The following is a 20,651-nucleotide window of genomic DNA, read 5'->3' as shown; positions in this document are numbered from 1 at the left end:
TCTGGAAAGTTTAACACAACACTGCCATACCAGAGTCCATGTCCAATCTTCCCGCCAGTACCACTGCGCCCGGCGCCAACACGTTGCCCCGGGCCATGGGTCTTATGCTGATTTCCTGCATGTGCTTCACAGCCATGCATGGCGCGATCGGACGCATCACGCAAGAGGTCCACCCTTTCGAGGCGGCCTTCTTCCGTAACCTGTTCGGCCTGCTGGTGCTGATGCCGGCGATCATCAAGGCCAATTTCCAGCCCTTCCGCACCACCAAGCTGCACCTGCACGCCATCCGTGGCGTCGCCAACGGCACCTCGATGCTGATGTTCTTCTTCAGCCTGTCGTTCACGCCGCTGGCCGAAGTCACCGCGCTCGGCTATGCCGCGCCGCTCTTTGCCACCATTGGCGCCGCCATCGTGCTGCGCGAGAAGATCCGCGCCCGCCGCATTGCCGCTCTGGTGGCCGGCTTCATCGGCATGATCGTGGTGCTGCGCCCCGGCTTCGGCACCATCGGCACCGGCCAGCTGCTGGTACTGGGCGCCACGGTGCTGTGGGCCGTCTCGGTGGTGGATATCAAGATCCTGTCGCGCACCGATTCCAGCCTCACCATCGCCACCTACATGGTGGTGTTCATCCTGCCGATCAGCCTGGTGGCGGCCCTGCCGCATTGGCAGACCCCGACCCTGAACCAGCTTGTCTGGCTGTTCTGCATCGGCGCGCTCGGCTCCGGCGGCCAGCTGCTCTACACCGAGGCTATGCGGCTTGGCGAAACCTCGGTGCTCATGCCGCTGGATTTCACCAAGCTGATTTTCGCCAGTCTGCTCGGCTTCTTTGCCTTCGGTCAGGTGCCGGATATGTGGACCTGGGTGGGCGGCACGATCATTTTTGCCAGCACGGTCTACATCTCCTATCGCGAGCACCAGCTCGCCAAGGCCCGCACGGCCCAATAAGCGCCCGCTAAATAGGCAAATTCGGCGAATAAATTGCGTAAATTGTGCAGACGCGAAAGCGGCAATTCTTTTTTCGCCCGCAGCTATTTACTTCCACTCTCCGATACCCTTACATGACACCGCCGTCACGTTTGAACTAATCGAGCGGGCGGCCAGGGAGTAAACAAGAAGGGCTGAGCCAGACCATGGCCGAAGACCATATTCTTACGACCGAGGGCCTGACCAAGGAATTCGCCGGCTTTGTGGCGGTGAAGGACGTCAACCTCCGTGTGCGTCGGCATACGATCCACGCGCTGATTGGTCCGAACGGCGCAGGCAAGACCACCTGCTTCAACCTGCTGACCAAGTTCCTGCCGCTGACGCGTGGCAGGATCAGCTACAACGGCCGCGATATCTCGGCCCAGAAGCCGGCCGATATCGCCCGCTCCGGCATGGTGCGCAGTTTCCAGATTTCCGCCGTGTTCCCGCATCTCTCGCTGATCGAGAATGTGCGCGTCGCCTTGCAGCGCCCGCTCGGCACCTCGTTCCATTTCTGGCGCTCGCAGGAAAGCCTCAACGCGCTGAACGCGCGCGCCGAGGAACTGCTGGAAGCCGTCGGCCTGGCGGAATACCGCCATCTCACCGCCGTGGAGCTGCCCTATGGCCGCAAGCGCGCGCTGGAGATCGCCACCACCCTGGCGCTTGAGCCGGAGATGATGCTGCTGGACGAGCCGATGGCCGGCATGGGCCATGAGGATATCGAGAAGATTTCCGACCTGATCAAGCGCGTGGCCAAGAACCGCACCGTGCTGATGGTGGAGCATAACCTATCGGTGGTGGCCAAGCTCAGCGACACCATCACCGTGCTGCGCCGCGGCGAGATTCTGGCCGAGGGCAACTACGACACCGTCTCGCGCAATCCGGAAGTGATTGAAGCCTATATGGGGACCGGCCATGGCTGAGCCGCAGCTTAACGTCAAGGACCTGCAGGGCTTCTACGGCGAGAGCCATATCCTGCACGGCATGGAATTCAATGTCGCCAAGGGCGAGGTGGTGACCCTGCTCGGTCGCAACGGCGCCGGCAAGACCACCACCATGAAGGCGGTGATGGGCATGCTGGCGCAGCGTTCGGGCTCGGTGACCTTCGAGGGCCGTGAGCTGATCAAGCTGCCGTCGAACGAGATCGCGCGCCAGGGCCTGGCTTTCTGCCCGGAAGAGCGCGGCATCTTCTCCAGCCTCAATGTCTACGAGAACCTGACCCTGCCGCCGGTGGTGAAATCGGGTGGCATGAGCCTGGAAGACATCTATCAGATCTTTCCGAACCTGAAGGAGCGCCTGAAAAGCCAGGGCACCAAGCTGTCGGGCGGCGAGCAGCAGATGCTCGCTATCGGCCGCATCCTGCGCACCGGGGCCACCTTCCTGCTGCTGGACGAACCGACCGAGGGTCTTGCCCCGGTGATCGTGCAGCAGATCGGCGCCATGATCCGCCTGCTCAAGCAGAAGGGTTTCACGGTGCTGCTGGTGGAGCAGAATTTCCGCTTCGCCAGTACCGTCGCAGACCGCCATTATGTGGTCGAGCACGGCAAGGTGATCGACATGATCCCCAATGATCAGATCGCCGCCAATACTGACAAACTCGAACAGTATCTCGGGGTCTAACGATTTAACCAACGGAGGAAACCATGCGTTTTAAGCATCTGTTCGCCACGGCTGCCGCCGTGCTTACCGCTGGGGCGGCCAACGCCCAGATTACCGACAATGTGATCAAGCTTGGCGTGCTGAATGACCAGTCCGGCCTCTATGCCGACGTGTCCGGCCCGGGCGGCACCTGGTCGGCCCGCAAGGCCGTTGCCGATTCCGGCATCGAAGCCCGCGGCTTCAAGGTCGAGGTCGTGTTCGCCGACCACCAGAACAAGCCGGACGTCGGCTCCAACATCGCCCGCCAGTGGCTGGACGTTGACAAGGTGGATGCCATCGTCGACGTGCCGACCTCCTCGGTGGCGCTGGCGATCAACCAGATCACCAAGGAAAAGAACAAGGTGTTCCTGAATTCGGGCGCCGCGGCTTCCGACCTCACCGGCGCGCAATGCTCGCCGAACACCGCGCACTGGACCTATGACACCTGGGCGCTGGCCAACGGCACCGGCAAGGCCATCGTGCAGAACGGCGGCAAGACCTGGTACTTCGTCACCGCTGACTACGCCTTCGGCCATGCCCTGGAGCGTGACACCAGCAACGTCGTGAAGGCGAATGGCGGCAATGTGGTTGGCGCCGTGCGCCATCCCTTCCCCGGCACCGACTTCTCGTCCTTCCTGCTGCAGGCGCAAGCCTCGAAGGCGCAGATCGTCGCTTTCGCCAATGCCGGCGGCGACACCATCAACTCGATCAAGCAGGCGGCTGAATTCGGCATCGTCGAAGGCGGCCAGAAGCTGGCCGGCATGCTGATGTTCGATACCGACATTCATTCGCTGGGCCTCAAGACCGCCCAGGGTCTGAACTACACCACCGCCTGGTACTGGGATGCCAACGACAACAACCGCGCCTTCGCCAAGGAATTCGCGGCTGCCAACGGCGGCAAGTACCCGACCATGGTGCATGCCGGCATCTACTCGGCGGTGATCCACTACCTCAAGGCCGTCGAAGCGCTGAAGAGCGATGCCGATGGCGTGAAGGTGGTCAACAAGATGAAGGAAATGCCGAGCGACGATAAGCTGTTCGGCAAGGGCATGCTGCGCGAGGACGGCCGCCACATCCATCCGATGTACCTGGTGGAAGTGAAGAAGCCGGCTGAATCGAAGTATCCGTGGGACTACCTGAAGGTGGTTGCCACCATCCCGGCCGAGCAGGCTTTCCGCCCGCTCGCCGATGGCGGCTGCCCGATGGTGAAGAAGAGCTAAGCATAACGTGAGGACGGGCCCGCCTCGCGGCGGGCCCGGACCTTTCCAGTCACGCGTTTTATACCAGTCACGCGTTTTACAGATGGGCGCTTCCGGGCGCCCTCCTATAAAACGCCGCACGGCACAGGCCGATACGGTCCGGGCCGATACGGTATCGACAGGGTAACAGGTTCTTTAAGGGGGACGTTTCAGCGATGTTCGAGCTGCTGGGCATACCGCCACAGGCATTGTTCGGCCAGTTGTTGCTGGGCCTGATCAATGGCTCCTTCTATGCAATGCTGAGTCTGGGTCTGGCCGTGATCTTCGGCCTGCTGAACGTGATCAACTTCACCCATGGCGCGCAGTACATGATGGGCGCGTTTGTCGCCTGGATGCTGCTGAACTGGCTCGGCGTGCCCTATTGGGGCGCCCTGATCCTGGCGCCGATCATCGTCGGCGCCTTTGGCGTGGTTCTGGAGCGCGCCTTCCTGCGGCGGCTCTACCATCTCGACCATCTCTACGGCCTGCTGCTCACCTTCGGCCTGGCGCTGATCATCGAGGGCGTGTTCCGCAAGCAGTTCGGCTCGTCCGGCCTGCCCTACGACAACCCGATCCCGGGCGGCCAGCGCCTCAGCTTCATGTTCCTGCCGAACTACCGCGCCTGGGTCGTGGTCGCCTCGCTCACCATCTGCCTCGGCACCTGGTACATGATCGAGCGCACCAAGCTCGGCTCGTATCTGCGCGCCGCCACCGAGCGCCCGGATCTGGTGCAGGCTTTCGGCATCAACGTGCCGCGCATGATCACGCTGACCTACGGCTTCGGCGTCGGCCTTGCCGCACTCGCCGGCGTGCTCGCCGCGCCGATCTACTCGGTCAACCCGCTGATGGGCTCCAACCTGATCATCATCGTGTTCGCCGTGGTGGTGATCGGCGGCATGGGCTCGATCATGGGCGCCATCCTCACCGGCTTCGTGCTGGGCCTGATCGAGGGCCTGACCAAGGTGTTCTACCCCGAGGCCTCCAGCACGGTGATCTTCATCATCATGGCCATCGTTCTCATGATCAAGCCGGCCGGCTTGTTCGGCACGCCGAAGTGAGGCGCAGAAGATGCTGAAGAACCGCGAAACCCAAGTCTTCCTCGCCCTGCTGGCGGTCGCCCTGGTGGCACCGTCGCTGGTCTACCCCGTGTTCCTGATGAAGGTGCTGTGCTTTGCACTCTTCGCCTGCGCCTTCAACCTGCTGATCGGCTATGTCGGCCTGCTGTCCTTCGGCCATGCCATGTTCTTCGGCGGCGCGGCCTATATCAGCGGCTACACCGTGAAGGCCTGGGGCTTCCCGCCGGAAGCCGGCATCCTCGCCGGCACCGCCGTCGCCGCCCTGCTCGGCCTGATCGCCGGCCTGATCGCCATCCGCCGCCAGGGCATCTACTTCGCCATGGTCACGCTCGCCCTGTCGCAGATGGTGTTCTTCTTCTGCCTGCAGGCCAAGTTCACCGGCGGCGAAGACGGCATCCAGGCGATCCCGCGCCGCGCCTTCCTCGGCCTGATCGACATCAAGAACGACTTCACCTTCTACTACGTGGTGCTGGCGATCTTCGTGTTCGGCTTCCTGGTGGTCTACCGCACCATCAACTCGCCCTTCGGCCAGGTGCTGAAGGCGATCCGCGAGAACGAGCCGCGCGCCGTGTCGCTCGGCTACCGGGTCGACCAGTACAAGCTGCTGGCCTTCGTGCTCTCGGCCGCCCTCGCCGGCATGGCGGGCGCCACCAAGGCGCTGGTATTCCAGCTCGCCTCGCTCACCGACGTCACCTGGCAGATGTCGGGCGAAGTGGTGCTGATGACCCTGGTCGGCGGCATGGGCACCATCCTCGGCCCCGTCATCGGCGCCGCCGTGATCATCACCATGCAGAACTACCTGGCCGGCTTCGGCGAATGGGTGCTGGTGACGCAGGGCGCCATCTTCGTCATCGTCGTGATGGCCTTCCGCCGCGGCATCGTCGGCGAACTCATCGCCTGGTGGCAGAAGAAGAAGGCGTAAGCCGGCCCTCTTCATCCAACGCAAAAGGCCCGCCAATGGCGGGCCTTTTTTTGTTGTAATCCTTGCTATTGTCATGCCCGTGAAAACGGGCATCCCATTTTCTCTCCACTGAAATGGGACCCTCGCTTTCGCGAGGGTGACTAAATGGGAACTACCCCACCTGTGTCAGGATGCGGCGGAGATATTTGCCGTATTCGTTGTTCTTGTAATAGTCGGCGCGGCGCTCGACCTGGGCTGCATCGATGAAGCCGAGGCGCCAGGCGATCTCTTCCGGCACCGCGATCTTGAGGCCCTGGCGCTTCTCCACCGTGGCCATGAAGTTGCAGGCATCCAGCAGGCTGTCCGGCGTGCCGGTATCCAGCCAGGCAAAACCACGGCCGAACTTCTCCACGCCCAGCCGGCCGCGCGCCAGATAGGCATTGTTCAGGTCGGTGATCTCAAGCTCGCCGCGTGCCGAAGGCTTCAACTGGGCCGCAATATCGCAGACCTCGCCGTCATAGAAATACAGCCCCGTCACCGCCCAGTTGCTGGGCGCCTGTTTCGGCTTCTCGATGATCGCCTTGACGCTGCCATCCGGGTTGAGGTCCAGCACGCCATAGCGTTCTGGGTCCACCACCCAATAGCCGAACACCGTTGCGCCCCCCTTGGCACTACCGGGGGCGCTGTTGGCGACAGCGCGGCGCAGCAGCTCGCCAAAATTCTCGCCATAGAAGATGTTGTCGCCCAGTACCAAAGCCGCCGGCTCGCCCTTGAGGAACTGCCGCCCGATGATGAAGGCCTGCGCGATGCCGTTCGGCTCCGGCTGCACGGCGTAGCTGATGTTGATGCCCCACTGGCTGCCATCTTCCAGCAGCGCCGAGAACGCCGCCTGGTCGCGCGGCGTGGTGATCACCAGGATGTCCTTGATCCCGGCCAGCATCAGCGTGCTGAGCGGGTAGAAGATCATCGGCTTGTCATAGATCGGCAGCAGCTGCTTGCTCACCACCGAGGTCGCCGGATGCAGCCGCGAGCCGGTGCCGCCGGCCAGGATGATACCCTTCATCGCCCTACCCTACCCCTTCGCCACGCTGCCAGACAGGCCGATGCGGCCACGGTCATAGGCGCCGCTCGCCCGCCGGCACCATTCGCTGTTTTCCAGATACCATTTCACCGTCTGACGCAGCCCGGTGGCGACGTCATAGACCGGCTTCCAGCCCAGCTCGGTCTCGCATTTCGCCGGATCGATGGCATAGCGCTTGTCATGCCCCGGGCGGTCGGTGACATAGCGGATATACTCGGCGTATTTGCGGCCCGTCGGCTGCGGCGCATGGTCATCCAGCAGGCCACAGATGGTGTGCACGATTTCCAGATTCTGCCGCGTGCCGCGTGCGCCGATCAGGTAGGTCTCACCCACCCGGCCCCGGTCCATCACCATGCGCAGGGCGGCGGCATGATCCTCGACATGGATCCAGTCGCGCACCTGATCGCCCTTGCCATAGACCGGCAGGCCCTTGCCATCCAGGGCATTGAGGATCATCAGCGGGATCAGCTTTTCCGGGAACTGGTACGGGCCGTAATTGTTGCCGCAATTGGTCACCAGGATCGGCAGGCCATAGGTGCGCCCGAAGGCCCGTGCCAGATGGTCCGACGACGCCTTGCTGGCGGCATAGGGCGAGTTCGGCTTGTACGGGCTGTTCTCGGTAAAGAAGCTCTCCGGCTCGGCATCGCCATAGACTTCATCGGTCGAGACCTGCAGATGGCGGAAACCCGCCTTGCCCGCCTCATCCAGCCCGCGCCAGTATTCCAGCGCCGCTTCCAGCAGCACCAGCGTGCCGGTGACATTGGTTTCGATGAACGGCGCCGGACTGTCGATCGAGCGGTCGACATGGCTCTCGGCCGCCAGATGGTACACCGCCCGCGGCTTCACCTCTGCGTACAGCGCGCCGATGCCCTTGCGGTCGCAGATATCAAGCTGGACAAAGCGGTGCAGCCCCGGATTGGGCAGATTGGCAATGTTGTCCAGGTTGGCAGCGTAGGTCAGCTTGTCCACCGTAACCACCGACTCGCCAGCGGCGTTCAACTGCCGCACCAGCGCCGAGCCGATGAACCCGGCGCCACCCGTCACGATAACCGTCATTGCCTGAAATCTCCCGAAAAAAGCCCCTCTGTATAACCTACAGCGGACGGACTCGCCAGACGCGCCCAGGCACGCCATATTCTGCGCCATGGCCAAGGCACAGACTGTCAGCATCGAGCGCGAAATCGAGGATCCGGACCGTTTCGCGGACGCGAATTTCCCGGAATTTCTGCCCCATCGCCCGGAACGCCCGGACAAGAGCGAGGGCGGCATCGCCTATGACCTGCAGGCGCCCTACGAGCCCGCTGGCGACCAGCCGACCGCCATCGCGGAACTGACCCAGGGCGCCCTGGCCGGGGAACGCGACCAGGTGCTGCTCGGCGTCACCGGCTCGGGCAAGACCTTTACCATGGCACAGATCATTGCCCGTTCCGGCCGCCCGGCGATGATCCTGGCGCCGAACAAGACCCTGGCCGCCCAGCTTTATGGCGAGATGAAGAGCTTCTTCCCCAACAACGCGGTGGAATACTTCGTCTCCTATTACGACTATTACCAGCCGGAAGCCTACGTTCCGCGCAGCGACACCTATATCGAGAAAGACTCGGCGGTGAACGAGCAGATCGACCGCATGCGCCACTCGGCGACGCGGGCGCTGCTGGAACGCGACGACGTGATCATCGTTGCCTCGGTCTCCTGCATCTATGGTATCGGCTCGGTGGAAACCTACACCGCCATGACCCTGGCGCTGGAAGCCGGCAAGATGATCGACCGCGACCTGCTGCTGCGCCGCCTGGTGGAACTGCAATACCGGCGCAACGATGCCGCCTTCCAGCGCGGCGCCTTCCGCGTGCGCGGCGACGGCATCGAGATATTCCCTTCCCATATGGAAGACCGCGCCTGGCGCCTGTCGCTGTTCGGCGACGAACTGGAAAGCATCGTCGAGTTTGATCCGCTGACCGGCCAGCGCACCGGCGAGATGAAGAGCGTGAAGCTCTATGCCAACAGCCATTATGTGACGCCGAAGCCGACCTTGCAGCAGGCTGTGGAGCTGATCAAGGCAGACCTGAAACTGCGTGTTGACGAACTGACCAAGCAGAACCGCCTGCTGGAAGTGCAGCGTCTGGAACAGCGCACCACCTTCGATATCGAGATGATGATCGCCACCGGCGCCTGCGCCGGCATCGAGAATTACTCGCGCTATCTCACCGGCCGGCCGCCGGGCGCGCCGCCGCCGACTCTGTTCGAGTATCTGCCCGATAACGCGCTGCTGTTCGTGGATGAAAGCCATGTCACCGTGCCGCAGATCGGCGGCATGTTCCGGGGCGACTTCCGGCGCAAGGCGACGCTCGCCGAATATGGCTTCCGCCTGCCTTCCTGCATCGACAACCGGCCCTTGCGCTTCAAGGAATGGGACCTGTTCCGGCCGCAGAGCGTGTATGTTTCCGCCACGCCCGGCAAATGGGAAATGGAACGCACCGGCGGCGTGTTCTCGGAACAGGTGATCCGCCCAACTGGCTTGACAGATCCGCCAGTGGAAATCCGCCCGGTGGAGCATCAGGTCGATGATCTGCTCGGCGAATGCAAGAAGGTGATCGCCAAGGGCTACCGCGTGCTGGTGACGACGCTGACCAAGCGCATGGCCGAGGACCTGACCGAATATCTCAACGACAACGCCATGAAGGTGCGCTACCTGCACTCGGATATCGATACGCTGGAACGCATCGAAATCCTGCGTGATCTGCGGCTTGGCGTGTTCGATATCCTGATCGGCATCAACCTGCTGCGCGAGGGCCTGGATATCCCGGAATGTGCCCTGGTGGCGATCCTGGACGCCGACAAGGAAGGCTTCCTGCGTAGTGAAACCTCGCTGATCCAGACCATCGGCCGCGCCGCGCGCAATGTCGATGGCCGCGTCATCCTCTATGCCGACAAGATGACCAATTCGATGCGCCGCGCGCTGGACGAGACCGACCGCCGCCGCGCCAAGCAGCAGGCCTATAATGCCGAGCATGGCATCACGCCGGAAAGCGTGCGCACCCAGATCGGTGACATCCTGCAAAGCGTTTACGAGCAGGATCACTATACCGTGGATGTGGAACATGCCACTGATGGCCACCTGGTCGGCCATAACCTCAAGGTCTATCTCGCCGACCTGGAGAAACGCATGCGCGATGCCGCCGGCAACCTGGAATTCGAGGAAGCCGCCCGGCTGCGCGACGAGATCAAGCGCCTGGAGCTGAATGAGCTGGAAATGCCCGGCAGCGTGGTGGCGCGCAAGCCGCTCGGCCTGGCCGAAGATGCCGCCGGCTATGCCGCGCCCCGGCCTTCCGGTCGCTCCACCGCCGGTCGCGCCGGCAGCAAGCGCACCTATCGCGGCGGCGGCAAACGCCAATGAATAATAAGGTCCCCCCTGTTGCCCTGATCACTGGTGGCGCCGTGCGTATCGGCCGCGCCATCGCCCTGGCGCTGGCCGGGCGCGGCCATGCCGTGGCGGTGCATTACAATCAGTCGTGCGGCGAGGCCGATGCGCTGGTGGCGGATATCACCGGCAAGGGTGGCCGTGCCGCTGCTGTTCAGGCCGATCTCGGCGACCATGAGGCGGTGCTGAAACTGCTGCCGCAGGCAGCCGCCGCGCTGGGGCCGGTATCGGTGCTGGTGAACAATGCCTCGCTGTTCGAGTATGACCGCATCGACAGCGCCGATCTCGCCTCCTGGCAGCGCCACATGGACGCCAACCTGCGCGCGCCGTTCTTCCTCGCCCAGGCTTTCGCCGCCGCCCTGCCCGCAGGCGTGAGCGGCAACATCATCAACATCATCGACCAGCGCGTCTGGCGCCTGACGCCGCATTTCGCCACCTACACGCTCTCCAAGGCCGGACTGTGGACCCTGACCCAGACCCTGGCCATGGCGCTGGCGCCGCGTATCCGCGTCAACGGCATCGGCCCCGGCCCGGTGCTGCCGAGCAGCCGCCAGAGCGCCGAGCAATTCGCCCAGCAATGGCGCTCGACGCCGCTGGAGCGCGGCGCGCATCCGGAAGAGATCGCCGCCGGCGTGCTGTTCCTGCTTGACGCGCCAGCCATGACCGGCCAAATGATCGCCCTGGATGGCGGCCAGCATCTGCCCTGGCCGCCACCCGGAACCGGTGCCACTACTACCGATCCGGAGGAGTGAGATGACCATTCACGACCGCGCCCGCGCCGTCTGGGCCGATTTCCCGCTGCCCTCGCTGCCGGCCAAGACGCTGCGCCGCGTTTTCGTGCGCGACCTGACGTTGATGGCCAGCATCGGCATCTACGATTCCGAACGCGAACAGCGCCAGAGAGTTGTGATCAATCTCGACCTGTGGGTGCAGGAAACGCCCGGCGAGCCGCCGAACAGCTATGCCGATGTGGTCTGCTACGAGCAACTGGTGAACCGTACACAGATTTTGCTCGAGGAAGGCCATATCGATCTGGTGGAAACCCTGGCGGAAAAGCTGGCGCAACTGTGCCTTGCCGACCCTCGCGTGCAACGCACGCGCGTTAGGGTGGAGAAGCCGGATGCGATATCCGCCGCAGCCGGAGTCGGCGTCGAAATCGAGCGGGTTGCAGGCTGAAATTCCCTGAAGGAATCCGTATTGCCTGCCGATATCGGCCTTGACTTTGATGGCGAGTTCGAATCCCGGACCTCAGGTTTGTACACAGCACTTCAAAGCACCTATTGCGATGCACAATTTTTATGTCAGTTCATCGCAACGCTGTGGATAAGCCGGGAAAGTGCATACCGGGCAACAACTTGTGCGCAGGGTCGGATGTGACGCATACAGCCTTTGCCGGGTTCCCGGTGGAGAAAACCCGGTTTTGGGGATAGTTTCCCCACAAAGTTATCCACAGGCTTGGGGCACCTTTGTCAACGCCGTGTAATCATTGGATTTTCTGAACTAGCAAGCTGCGCATGAGCGAGTCAGAGCGGTTAGAAACAGACACCGAAATGCCCGGGGAAATGCCCGGAGAAATGCCCAGTGATGAGGCGTTGCCGAGCGGGCTTGAACGCGGCGCAGCGGTGATTCAGCAGAGCTTGAAGAATCTGCCGCTGGGTCCTGGCGTCTATCGCATGATCGGCGCGGATGATGTTGTGCTCTACGTTGGCAAGGCACGCAGCCTGCGCAAGCGTGTCGCCAACTACGCGAAGCTGAATGGCTTGAGCATTCGCATACAGCGCATGGTGCGCCAGGTTATGCGCGTTGACGTTACGGTGACGCATACCGAAGCGGAAGCCTTGCTGCTCGAAGCCAATCTGGTGAAGCAGTTGCAGCCGCATTTCAACGTGCTGCTGAAAGACGATAAGTCTTTTCCCTATATCCTGGTTGCACGCGACCATGAATTCCCGCGCATCACCAAGCATCGCGGCGCGCGCAACATTCCCGGCGATTATTTCGGCCCCTTCGCTTCCACCGGTGCGGTCAACACCATGCTGCATGCGCTGGCGCGCGCCTTCCCCCTGCGCAACTGCAGCGACAGCGACTTCGCCAGTCGTGCGCGTCCGTGTTTGCAGTACCAGATCAAGCGTTGCCGCGCGCCCTGTGTCGGCCGCATCGATGCATCGGGCTATTCAGGCATCGTCGATGAAGCGCGCGACTTCCTCTCCGGCCGCAACCGCACCGTGCTCACCGAATGGCAGCAGCGCATGCAGGCGGCCAGCGAGCGGCTGGATTTCGAAAGCGCGGCGGAATTGCGCGACCGCATCCGCGCCCTGGCCCATATCAGCCAGAAGCAGGATGTGAACCTCAGCGATATCACCTATGCCGATGTGATCGCCGCCCATGCCGAGGGCGGCCAGGTCTGCGTGCAGATCTTCTTCTTCCGCGCCGGACAGAATTTCGGCAACCATGCCTATTTCCCCTCCCATGCCCGCGATGTCGAGATTGGCGATGTGCTGGATGCCTTCATCGGGCAATTCTATGCCCAGCGCGAACCGCCGAAGCTGATCCTGCTGAGCCATGCGGTGGAGAATGTCGAGCTGATCGCCGAAGCCCTGAGCCAGCATGCCGGCTTCAAGGTGGAAGTGGCGGTGCCGCAGCGTGGCACCAAACGCGACCTGGTGGAGCATGCGGTGAACAACGCCCGCGACGCGCTGCGGCGCAAGATGGCGGAAAGCGCCACCCAGCGCCAATTGCTTGCCGGTGTCGCCACGCTGTTCGGCCTGGAAACGCCCCCCGCCCGCATCGAGGTTTACGACAACAGCCATATCCAGGGCCGCCACGCGGTCGGCGGCATGATCGTGGCCGGCGCGGAAGGACTGCGCAAATCCGCCTATCGCAAATTCAACATCCGCAGCGAAGACCTGGTACCGGGCGACGATTACGGCATGATGCGCGAAGTACTGACCCGCCGCTTCCAGCGCCTGCTGAAGGAAAAGAGCCTGGAGGCCGAGGCCGCGCCGGAACTGGAAGCCGGGACGGAGACCGCAGGCGAGAATGACGAGGCGGAAGAAACCCCCGCGACGCGCCAGCGCAACGAAGGCGAATGGCCCGACCTGATCGTGATCGATGGCGGCCGTGGCCAGTTGACGGCGGCGATGCAGGTGCTGCAGGAACTTGGCATCCCGGAACAGCCGGTGGTGGCGATCGCCAAGGGACCGGAACGCAATGCCGGGCGCGAGCAGTTCTTCCTGCCCAATCGCGAACCCTTCATGCTGGAGCCGCGCCACCCGGTGCTGTTCTTCCTGCAACGGCTGCGCGATGAAGCGCACCGCTTTGCCATCGGCACCCACCGCGCCAAGCGCGCCAAGGACCAGTTCCGTTCGCCGCTGGATGAAATCGCCGGCATCGGCGCCTCCCGCAAGAAGGCCCTGCTGCTGCATTTCGGCTCGGCCAAGGATGTCGCCCGCGCCGGCCTGTCAGACCTGGAAGCCGCGCCGGGCATCAGCAAGGCGGTGGCGAAGAAAATCTACGATCACTTCCATGGCGGCTGAGGCTGTCCGAGCCTGTGCGAGCGCCCGTCCGTATGCGATAATCCAGCCATGCTGAGCAGCCTGCCGAATCTGCTTACCCTGTCGCGCATCCTGGCGATCCCGGGAATCTGCGCCGCCTTCTACCTGCCTGGCGCCTGGAGCGCCTGGGTGCCGCTGGCGCTGTTCGCCGCCGCCGGCATCACCGACTGGTTCGATGGCTACCTGGCGCGCAAATGGGGCCAGATGTCGAATCTCGGCCGCTTCCTCGATCCGGTGGCCGACAAGCTGCTGGTCTGCGCCGTCATCCTGATGCTGATTGCCTTCGAGCGCATCGACCGCATCACCTGCCTCGCCGCTGTGGTGATCATGTGCCGCGAGATCACCGTGACCGGCTTGCGCGAATTCCTCGCCGAATTGCGGGTGAAGGTGCCGGTAAGCCGGCTGGCGAAGTGGAAGACCACGGCGCAGCTCATTGCCCTCGGCTTCCTCATTGTCGGCGATTATGCCTTCGCCTGGATTCACGCCCGCATGATCGGCGAAGTGCTGATCTGGGTCGCCGCCGTGCTCACGCTCTATACCGGCTGGGATTACCTGATCACCGGCCTGCGCCACATGGCGGCGAGCGATGCGGCGAAAACCGCCGCCGATGCGGAGAAGCCCGGCAGTGCTTCGGATAACGGCGAGAAAGCCGCGGAATGATCAAGCTGTTGTATTTCGCCACGCTGCGCGAGCGCATCGGGATGGCAGAAGAGTCGCTGCCGATGCCGGCGGAAATCACCACCGTCGATGCCCTGCTCGGCTGGCTGCGCCAGCGCGGTCCGGAATACCAGCGCGCGCTGGCCGACCCGGCGATGGTGCGCGTGGCGGTGAACCAGGATTACGCGCGCGGCGGCGATGCGGTGAAAGCCGGCGACGAAGTGGCTTTGTTTCCGCCGGTGACCGGAGGCTAGCATGGGCGGGCAGCCGGAAATCCGTGTGCAGCGCGAGGATTTCGATACCGGTGCCGAGCTTGAGCGGCTGACGCAGGGCCAGCACCAGATCGGCGGCGTGGTCAGCTTCACCGGCCTGGTGCGCGACATCGCAGCCCCAGGTGATGAAAATGCGAATGTCGGCGATTCCAGCCTGACCCTGGAACATTATCCCGGCATGACCGAGCGCCAGCTCGAAGCCATCGCCACCGAGGCCTGGAACCGCTGGCCACTGGATGCCTGCCTGGTGATCCACCGCCATGGCAGATTGCTGCCCGGTGATCGCATCGTGCTGGTGATCGCCGCCTCGGCCCATCGCCAGGCGGCTTTCGAGGCCTGCGCCTTCCTGATGGACTGGCTGAAAACCAAGGCCCCGTTCTGGAAGCTGGAGGAAACCGGCGGCGAGCGCCGCTGGGTCGCCGCCAAGGCCGAGGATGATGCGGCGGCGGAACGCTGGTCGCGCGAATAGCTGTTCCAGCGAGTAATTGAGCCTGCGGTAAACGCGGCCTGGCTGCTGAGAACCTAACCGCTGTTTCATTTTCAATTGTCCCGCCGCAGGCACGCATGTTAGCGTTCGCGTCCCATCGGGGGATGGGGATTTAAGGAACAGACAGGGATGTGGGGCAAAATTAATTCAGGCAGGGGCCGGGTGTGAGCCAGCCGCTGAGCGCCGCGCCACCAGCGACATTCGCGCCGAGCGTGACCACCGATGTATTGCGCACCGACTCGCTGCGCACACTGCTCAGCTATTGGCGCGACAAGACCCGCGAGCGCAACGGCATGCTGCCGGCGCGGCGCGACCTGCGGCCCGACGACATGGTCGGCTTCCTCGCCTGCGTGTCACTGATCAATGTCTACAGCAATCCGCGCCGCTTCCAGTTCCGCCTGGTCGGCACCGGAATCGTGCAGCAGATGGGCCGCGAAAGCACCAGCCAATGGGTGAATGAGGGCCTGTTCGCCGACCGCACCTCCAGCGTCTTCGGCTTCTTCTCGATTCCGGTGGATACGCGCGGCCCGGCCTTCGCCGCCGGGCATTACATCGTGCAACCGAGCAACCGCGTGCTGCAATTCGAGACCGTGCTGGCACCGCTCTCGTCAGACGGCCATGGCGTCGACATGCTGCTTGGCGGCCTGGTCGGCGAACCGTTGCAGCATGGCGAGATCATCCGCCAGTTCGACTACGAACGCGTCCACCCGCTGCTGCTGGATTAGGCACAGCCCCACCGTTTCGTCATTCTTCGCTCTTTTTGTCATTCCCGCGAAAGCGGGAATCCCATTTTTGCTGTCAGTAATGGGACCCTCTGTAAGCGCGCGAACGCTAAAGGCGTTCGTGGGCGCACAGGCCCGAAGGGCTGGCGCGAGGGTGACAGCAGACGCAAAAATGCCCGGGCTTTGACCCGGGCATTTCATATTACTTTGCCTTAGGCAGCCTAGGCAGCCTACTCCGCCGCCGCCTTGCGCGGACGGATGGCACCTTCGAAGGCGTCGATCATCTGCTTGCAGAGCGGACCGGGAGTGAACTTGTACGGCCCGATCTCGGAAACCGGCGTCACCTCGGCGGCGGTGCCGGTGAGGAAACATTCCGAGAAGCTGCTCATTTCCTCGGGCTGGATCACACGCTCGATCACCTCGATGCCGCGTGCCTTGGCCAGCGCGATCACGGCGCGCCGCGTGATGCCGTCCAGGAAGCAATCCGGCGTCGGGGTATGCAGCTTGCCATCCTTGGCGAAGAACACGTTGGCGCCGGTGGCTTCCGCCACCTGGCCGCGCCAATCGAGCATCAGCGCATCCTGGTAGCCATCGCGCTCGGCCTTGTGCTTGGACAGCGTGCAGATCATGTACAGGCCGGCCGCCTTGGCCCTGGTCGGCGCGGTGTTCGGCGCCGGGCGGCGCCAGTCGCTGAGCTGCAGGCGGATGCCCTTCATCTTGGCTTCCGGCGAGAAATAGCTCGGCCATTCCCACACCGCGATGGCCAGGTGGATCTTCGAGGTCTGCGCCGACACGCCCATCATTTCCGAACCGCGCCAGGCGATCGGACGGATATAGCAATCGCGGAAGCCGTTCTTGGCCACGGTGTCGCGGGTCGCCTGGTCGATCTGTTCCAGCGTGTAGGGAATCTCGAAGTCGAGCAGCTTGGCGGAATCGATCAGGCGCTGGCTGTGCTCGGTCAGCTTGAACACGTCGCCGTCATAGGCGCGCTCGCCCTCGAACACCGCCGAGGCGTAGTGCAGCGCGTGGCTCAGCACATGCAGCTTGGCTTCACGGTGCGGGATGAAGCCGCCGTCATACCAGACCCAGCCATCGCGATCGTCATAGGATTGAGTGCTCATGGTTACGCTCCTGCGCTGCTTGCTCTTGCCCGGCGAAATACTGCCACTCGCCTAAGCAATTGTCGTCAAATGCATCAATCGAGTACGAATATTACCCGATATTTGCCATTCAAGTAACATTATGATCAAAGTATGTCAACATCCCTGCCATATTTTTTGCTCCTCCGCCCCTCCCGGCCCGCACTTGGCCTTGCGGCGACTCCGGTCCTTGCCCCATATACGAAGCCATGAGCGACCTCAAAACCATGGCCAACCCGTTGTTTCTGCGCGAGGACGAGTTGCGCCAGGGCATCGAGCTGCTGTTCTACGCCTACCGTGACTTCACCCGCGGCCCGGACGAGATTCTCGACCAGTATAGCTTCGGCCGCGCCCATCACCGCGCGCTGCATTTCATCGGCGGCCATGCCGGCATCACGGTGGCGGAATTGCTCGGCATCCTGCGCATCACCAAGCAGAGCCTGTCGCGCGTACTCTCGGCGCTGATCGAAGGTGGCTTCGTGCGCCAGCAGCAGGGCACCCGCGACCGCCGCCAGCGCCAGCTTTTCCTCACCGAGGCCGGCCGCAATCTGGAACGCCAGATCAGCGCCGTGCAGCAGGCCAAGGTAGCCGAAGCCTATCGCGAGGCCGGGGCCGAGGCCGTGGCCGGGTATCGCAAGGTACTGGCCGGCCTGATCGACGAACCGGCGCGGGCGGTGATCCTGCGCTCGATCCAGCGGCGCTGACGGAGCAGGCGATGGGCGGCGAACAGGCACATCTCCTGGTCATCGACGACGACGAACGCATCCGCACGCTGCTGACGCGCTACCTCACCTCCAATGCCGGCTTCCGCGTCACCGGCGCCGACAGCGCCGAGGATGCCAGCGCCAAACTGGCCGCCGTCACTTTCGACTTGCTGATCGTTGATGTGATGATGCCCGGGCAGAATGGTTTCGATTTCGTCGCCGGGCTGCGCCAGAACGGCAATAGCGTGCCGGTGGTGCTGCTCACCGCGCGCGGCGAAGCCGAGGACCGCATCACCGGCCTGGAAAGCGGCGCCGATGATTACCTGCCCAAGCCATTCGAGCCGCGCGAACTGGTGCTGCGCATCCAGGCGATCCTGAACCGGGCCCAGCGCGCCGCACCGGCACCGCCCTCGGTCAAGCCGGTACGCTTTGGCGATTTCCAGTTCGATATCGTGCGCGGCGAATTGAAGCGCGGCGAGGAGATCGTGCCGCTTACCACGGGCGAAGCCGCCCTGCTGCGCGTGCTGGCACGCCGCCCCGGCGCCACGGTGCCGCGTGCCGCCCTGGCCACTGATGGCAGCGGCACGCCCCCAGGCAATGCGCTGGCCGGCAATGCCTCGGCCAGCGAGAGCCGTGCTGTCGACGTGCAGATCACGCGGCTGCGCCGTAAGATCGAGGAAGACCCGCGCAACCCACGCTACCTGCAAACGGTGTGGGGCGAGGGCTACGTACTCTGGGCGGAATAAGCCTCATGCTGAAACGCATCATGCCACGCAGCCTGTTCGGCCGGTGGCTGTTGATGCTGGTGATTCCGGTGCTGGCGTTGCAGGGCATCGTCACCTATGCCTTCTACGAACGCCATTGGGATACCGTCAGCCGCCGCCTGGCGCTCGGCCTGGCTGGCGATATCGGCATGATGATCGAGCTATACGAGCGCACCAAGGGTACGCCGCAATTCGATGAATATGTCTCCCTCGCCTATGTGCGGATGCAGATCGAAGTACGTGTATTGCCTGGCGCCAAGCTGCCGACCGAGCTGCCGCCGCCGCGCAGTTGGTCGATCCTCGACCGCATGTTGAACCAGGCGCTGTCGGAGATCATCGACGAACCTTTCGCCATCGACACCCAGCGCAGCGACGACAATATCGTCGTGTATGTGGAACTGCCCGATGGCCTGATGGTGACGCTGGCGCGAGCCAAGCGGGTTTATTCGACATCCACCTTTATCTTCATCATGTGGATGGCCGGCGGTTCGCTGCTGCTGCTTGGCATCGCCGCCATCTTCATGCGCAACCAGATCCGGCCGATCCGCCGCCTGGCGCAGGCCGCCGATGCCTTCGGCAAGGGCCGCGACATGCCGGGCTTCCGCCCATCGGGGGCCAGCGAAGTGCGCGCCGCCGCCATGGCCTTCCTGGCGATGCGCGACCGCATCCGCCGCCATATCCGCGAACGCACCGAAATGCTGGCCGGCGTGAGCCATGACCTGCGCACGCCGCTGACGCGGATGAAGTTGCAGCTTTCGATGATGGAGAATAATGCCGAGGCCGATGAACTGAAGCGCGATCTGGCCGAGATGGAAACCATGATCAACGCCTATCTCGCCTTTGCGCGCGGCCAGACCGAGCAGAGCACCGAACCGACCGACCTGGGCGACCTGCTGCGCGAGGTGGCCGACGACGTGCGCCGCAGCGGCCGCCAGCTCGATATGTCGATTGAGAGTGCGCCGGTGCTGCCGCTGCGCCGCCTCGGCTTCAAGCGCGCGCTGGCCAATCTGGTGGAAAACGCCCTGCGCTATGGCAACAAAGTGCGCGTGGAAAGCGTGGCCGTGGCGGGCGGCATCGAAATCCATGTCGATGACAACGGCCCCGGCATCCCGGAGAAGGAACGCCACAAGGTATTCCGTCCCTTCCATCGTGCCGATCCGGCGCGCTATTCCGGCCAGGGCAATGCCGGCCTCGGACTGTCTATCGCGCGCGATGCCGTGCTGGCCCATGGCGGCGATATCTCCTTGCGCGATTCACCGCTGGGCGGTCTGCGCGTCTGCATCAAGCTGCCGCTGTAAGGCTGTCCGGTTGGCTTTTCGAGGGTGGCCCCACCCATAATAAATACCGTCATGCCCTGCGACGGCAGGGCATCCACGCGTTTCTTGTTTTCCAACTAATTTAGGAAAACTCGTGGATGCTCCGCCTGCGCGGAGCATGACGATCTTTTTTTGATGATCTCTGAGCCTATTCCGCGGCCGCTGCCGGCGACGCGACACTGAACTTGCGTTCGGCCTGCACGCGGCCGGCGCTGTCCTGCAATTGCACCACCCACTCGCCGGGCGAAAGCCGCACCTGCGACCAGATACGCCAGTTGCGGCTGACATCAACGCGGGCGCGCGACTTGGCGACTTCGCGGTCGCCCTGCATCCAGCGGAAATAGAAAGTCTCGCCACTGCCCACATTGGTGCAGTCGAGCCGCGCGAAGGCATAACCACGGTCGGTGCCCGCTTCATAGCGGTCCACCTCGCCCTGCGGCTCAAGATTATTCACCTGCCGCGCGGTGACGAACTGACGCACCACGCAATCATGCTCCACCGGTGCCGGAGACTGGGCCAGGGCTTGAGCCTGGGCGAAAGACGGCCAGGCAAGCAGGCAGGAGATAACGAGACAGGACGAGATACGCAGCATGGGGCGATATGTTTTCAGCGATGAGTTCTGGCGGCGAGACGCGCGATTGTTCTTTGGCGATTTTGCCTGATTGTCTGTCGCGCAATTGTCTGCTGCATTGGCGCGGGGGTCAACCCGCACCCAGTTTTACAACCTG

The 20,651-nt window shown here is 63.4% G+C and carries 21 protein-coding genes; 17 read left to right on the top strand and 4 right to left on the bottom strand.

Features of this window, described 5'->3' with window-relative positions; genetic code table 11:
• Positions 1-119 precede the first annotated feature (119 nt).
• The 6 genes from ACQY7X_RS15555 to ACQY7X_RS15530 all read left to right on the top strand — a co-directional run bounded on the left by ACQY7X_RS15555 (position 120) and on the right by ACQY7X_RS15530 (position 5,836).
• Positions 120-944, top strand: coding sequence for a DMT family transporter (locus ACQY7X_RS15555; protein WP_428246328.1), 825 nt, complete (start codon positions 120-122; stop codon positions 942-944).
• A gap of 185 nt (positions 945-1,129) precedes the next feature.
• A complete protein-coding gene (locus ACQY7X_RS15550) occupies positions 1,130-1,885 on the top strand; it encodes an ABC transporter ATP-binding protein (RefSeq protein WP_428246327.1) in 756 nt (251 codons plus the stop codon).
• The gene (locus ACQY7X_RS15545) at positions 1,878-2,582 is read left to right on the top strand and encodes an ABC transporter ATP-binding protein (RefSeq protein ID WP_428246326.1); all 705 of its coding nucleotides are present in this window, start codon (positions 1,878-1,880) and stop codon (positions 2,580-2,582) included. Before ACQY7X_RS15550 ends, ACQY7X_RS15545 begins: the two co-directional genes overlap by 8 nt.
• Positions 2,583-2,605: 23 nt before the next feature.
• Positions 2,606-3,820: an ABC transporter substrate-binding protein gene (locus ACQY7X_RS15540; RefSeq protein WP_428246325.1), complete on the top strand. Its 1,215-nt coding sequence runs from the start codon at positions 2,606-2,608 to the stop codon at positions 3,818-3,820.
• 194 nt (positions 3,821-4,014) lie between these two features.
• The gene (locus ACQY7X_RS15535; RefSeq protein ID WP_428246324.1) at positions 4,015-4,896 is read left to right on the top strand and encodes a branched-chain amino acid ABC transporter permease; all 882 of its coding nucleotides are present in this window, start codon (positions 4,015-4,017) and stop codon (positions 4,894-4,896) included.
• 10 nt (positions 4,897-4,906) lie between these two features.
• Positions 4,907-5,836: a branched-chain amino acid ABC transporter permease gene (locus ACQY7X_RS15530; protein WP_428246323.1), complete on the top strand. Its 930-nt coding sequence runs from the start codon at positions 4,907-4,909 to the stop codon at positions 5,834-5,836.
• 151 nt (positions 5,837-5,987) lie between these two features.
• On the opposite strand, the gene rfbA is transcribed toward ACQY7X_RS15530, so the two are convergent.
• Together rfbA and rfbB are read right to left on the bottom strand one after the other, a co-directional pair.
• Complete coding sequence (gene rfbA / locus ACQY7X_RS15525) at positions 5,988-6,878, bottom strand: glucose-1-phosphate thymidylyltransferase RfbA (protein ID WP_428246322.1); 891 nt, start codon at positions 6,876-6,878, stop codon at positions 5,988-5,990.
• Between the two features lie 9 nt (positions 6,879-6,887).
• Positions 6,888-7,952 (bottom strand): dTDP-glucose 4,6-dehydratase, encoded by a 1,065-nt coding sequence (gene rfbB / locus ACQY7X_RS15520; RefSeq protein ID WP_428246321.1) that lies wholly within the window; start codon positions 7,950-7,952, stop codon positions 6,888-6,890.
• A gap of 88 nt (positions 7,953-8,040) precedes the next feature.
• Between rfbB and uvrB the strand changes: the two genes are divergently transcribed.
• The 8 genes from uvrB (at position 8,041) to ACQY7X_RS15480 (ending at position 16,003) form a co-directional block, all read left to right on the top strand.
• Complete coding sequence (gene uvrB / locus ACQY7X_RS15515) at positions 8,041-10,287, top strand: excinuclease ABC subunit UvrB (protein WP_428246320.1); 2,247 nt, start codon at positions 8,041-8,043, stop codon at positions 10,285-10,287.
• Complete coding sequence (locus ACQY7X_RS15510) at positions 10,284-11,063, top strand: SDR family oxidoreductase (RefSeq protein ID WP_428246319.1); 780 nt, start codon at positions 10,284-10,286, stop codon at positions 11,061-11,063. Before uvrB ends, ACQY7X_RS15510 begins: the two co-directional genes overlap by 4 nt.
• Position 11,064: 1 nt before the next feature.
• Positions 11,065-11,487 carry a dihydroneopterin aldolase gene (gene folB, locus ACQY7X_RS15505; RefSeq protein ID WP_428246318.1) on the top strand — a complete coding sequence of 141 codons (423 nt, stop codon included), beginning with the start codon at positions 11,065-11,067 and terminating at the stop codon, positions 11,485-11,487.
• A 398-nt stretch (positions 11,488-11,885) separates the two neighbouring features.
• On the top strand, positions 11,886-13,844 hold the full coding sequence (uvrC, locus tag ACQY7X_RS15500; RefSeq protein ID WP_428246317.1) for an excinuclease ABC subunit UvrC: 1,959 nt from the start codon (positions 11,886-11,888) through the stop codon (positions 13,842-13,844).
• 48 nt (positions 13,845-13,892) lie between these two features.
• A complete protein-coding gene (gene pgsA, locus ACQY7X_RS15495) occupies positions 13,893-14,522 on the top strand; it encodes a CDP-diacylglycerol--glycerol-3-phosphate 3-phosphatidyltransferase (RefSeq protein ID WP_428246316.1) in 630 nt (209 codons plus the stop codon).
• Entirely contained in the window at positions 14,519-14,773 is a 255-nt protein-coding gene (gene moaD, locus ACQY7X_RS15490) for a molybdopterin converting factor subunit 1 (RefSeq protein WP_428246315.1), read from the top strand. The genes pgsA and moaD overlap by 4 nt, the downstream gene beginning before the upstream one ends.
• A gap of 1 nt (position 14,774) precedes the next feature.
• Positions 14,775-15,260: a molybdenum cofactor biosynthesis protein MoaE gene (locus tag ACQY7X_RS15485; protein WP_428246314.1), complete on the top strand. Its 486-nt coding sequence runs from the start codon at positions 14,775-14,777 to the stop codon at positions 15,258-15,260.
• A gap of 182 nt (positions 15,261-15,442) precedes the next feature.
• Entirely contained in the window at positions 15,443-16,003 is a 561-nt protein-coding gene (locus tag ACQY7X_RS15480) for a PAS domain-containing protein (protein ID WP_428246313.1), read from the top strand.
• A gap of 227 nt (positions 16,004-16,230) precedes the next feature.
• Here the strand turns inward: ACQY7X_RS15480 and ACQY7X_RS15475 are convergent, their stop codons facing one another.
• On the bottom strand, positions 16,231-17,121 hold the full coding sequence (locus ACQY7X_RS15475; RefSeq protein ID WP_428246312.1) for a branched-chain amino acid aminotransferase: 891 nt from the start codon (positions 17,119-17,121) through the stop codon (positions 16,231-16,233).
• 227 nt (positions 17,122-17,348) lie between these two features.
• On the opposite strand from ACQY7X_RS15475, the gene ACQY7X_RS15470 reads away from it, so the two are divergent.
• The 3 genes from ACQY7X_RS15470 to ACQY7X_RS15460 are packed head-to-tail and all read left to right on the top strand — an operon-like array spanning position 17,349 to position 19,905.
• A complete protein-coding gene (locus ACQY7X_RS15470; protein ID WP_428246311.1) occupies positions 17,349-17,843 on the top strand; it encodes a MarR family winged helix-turn-helix transcriptional regulator in 495 nt (164 codons plus the stop codon).
• 11 nt (positions 17,844-17,854) lie between these two features.
• Entirely contained in the window at positions 17,855-18,589 is a 735-nt protein-coding gene (locus ACQY7X_RS15465) for a response regulator (protein WP_428246310.1), read from the top strand.
• Positions 18,590-18,594: 5 nt separating this feature from the next.
• Complete coding sequence (locus tag ACQY7X_RS15460) at positions 18,595-19,905, top strand: ATP-binding protein (RefSeq protein ID WP_428246309.1); 1,311 nt, start codon at positions 18,595-18,597, stop codon at positions 19,903-19,905.
• A 166-nt stretch (positions 19,906-20,071) separates the two neighbouring features.
• Here the strand turns inward: ACQY7X_RS15460 and ACQY7X_RS15455 are convergent, their stop codons facing one another.
• Positions 20,072-20,515: a DUF2914 domain-containing protein gene (locus ACQY7X_RS15455; RefSeq protein WP_428246308.1), complete on the bottom strand. Its 444-nt coding sequence runs from the start codon at positions 20,513-20,515 to the stop codon at positions 20,072-20,074.
• Positions 20,516-20,651 lie beyond the last annotated feature (136 nt).

The sequence above is a fragment of the Ferrovibrio sp. genome (assembly GCF_965278975.1).
Taxonomy (GTDB): domain Bacteria; phylum Pseudomonadota; class Alphaproteobacteria; order Ferrovibrionales; family Ferrovibrionaceae; genus Ferrovibrio.
This window is presented reverse-complemented; position numbering and strand designations above follow the sequence as displayed.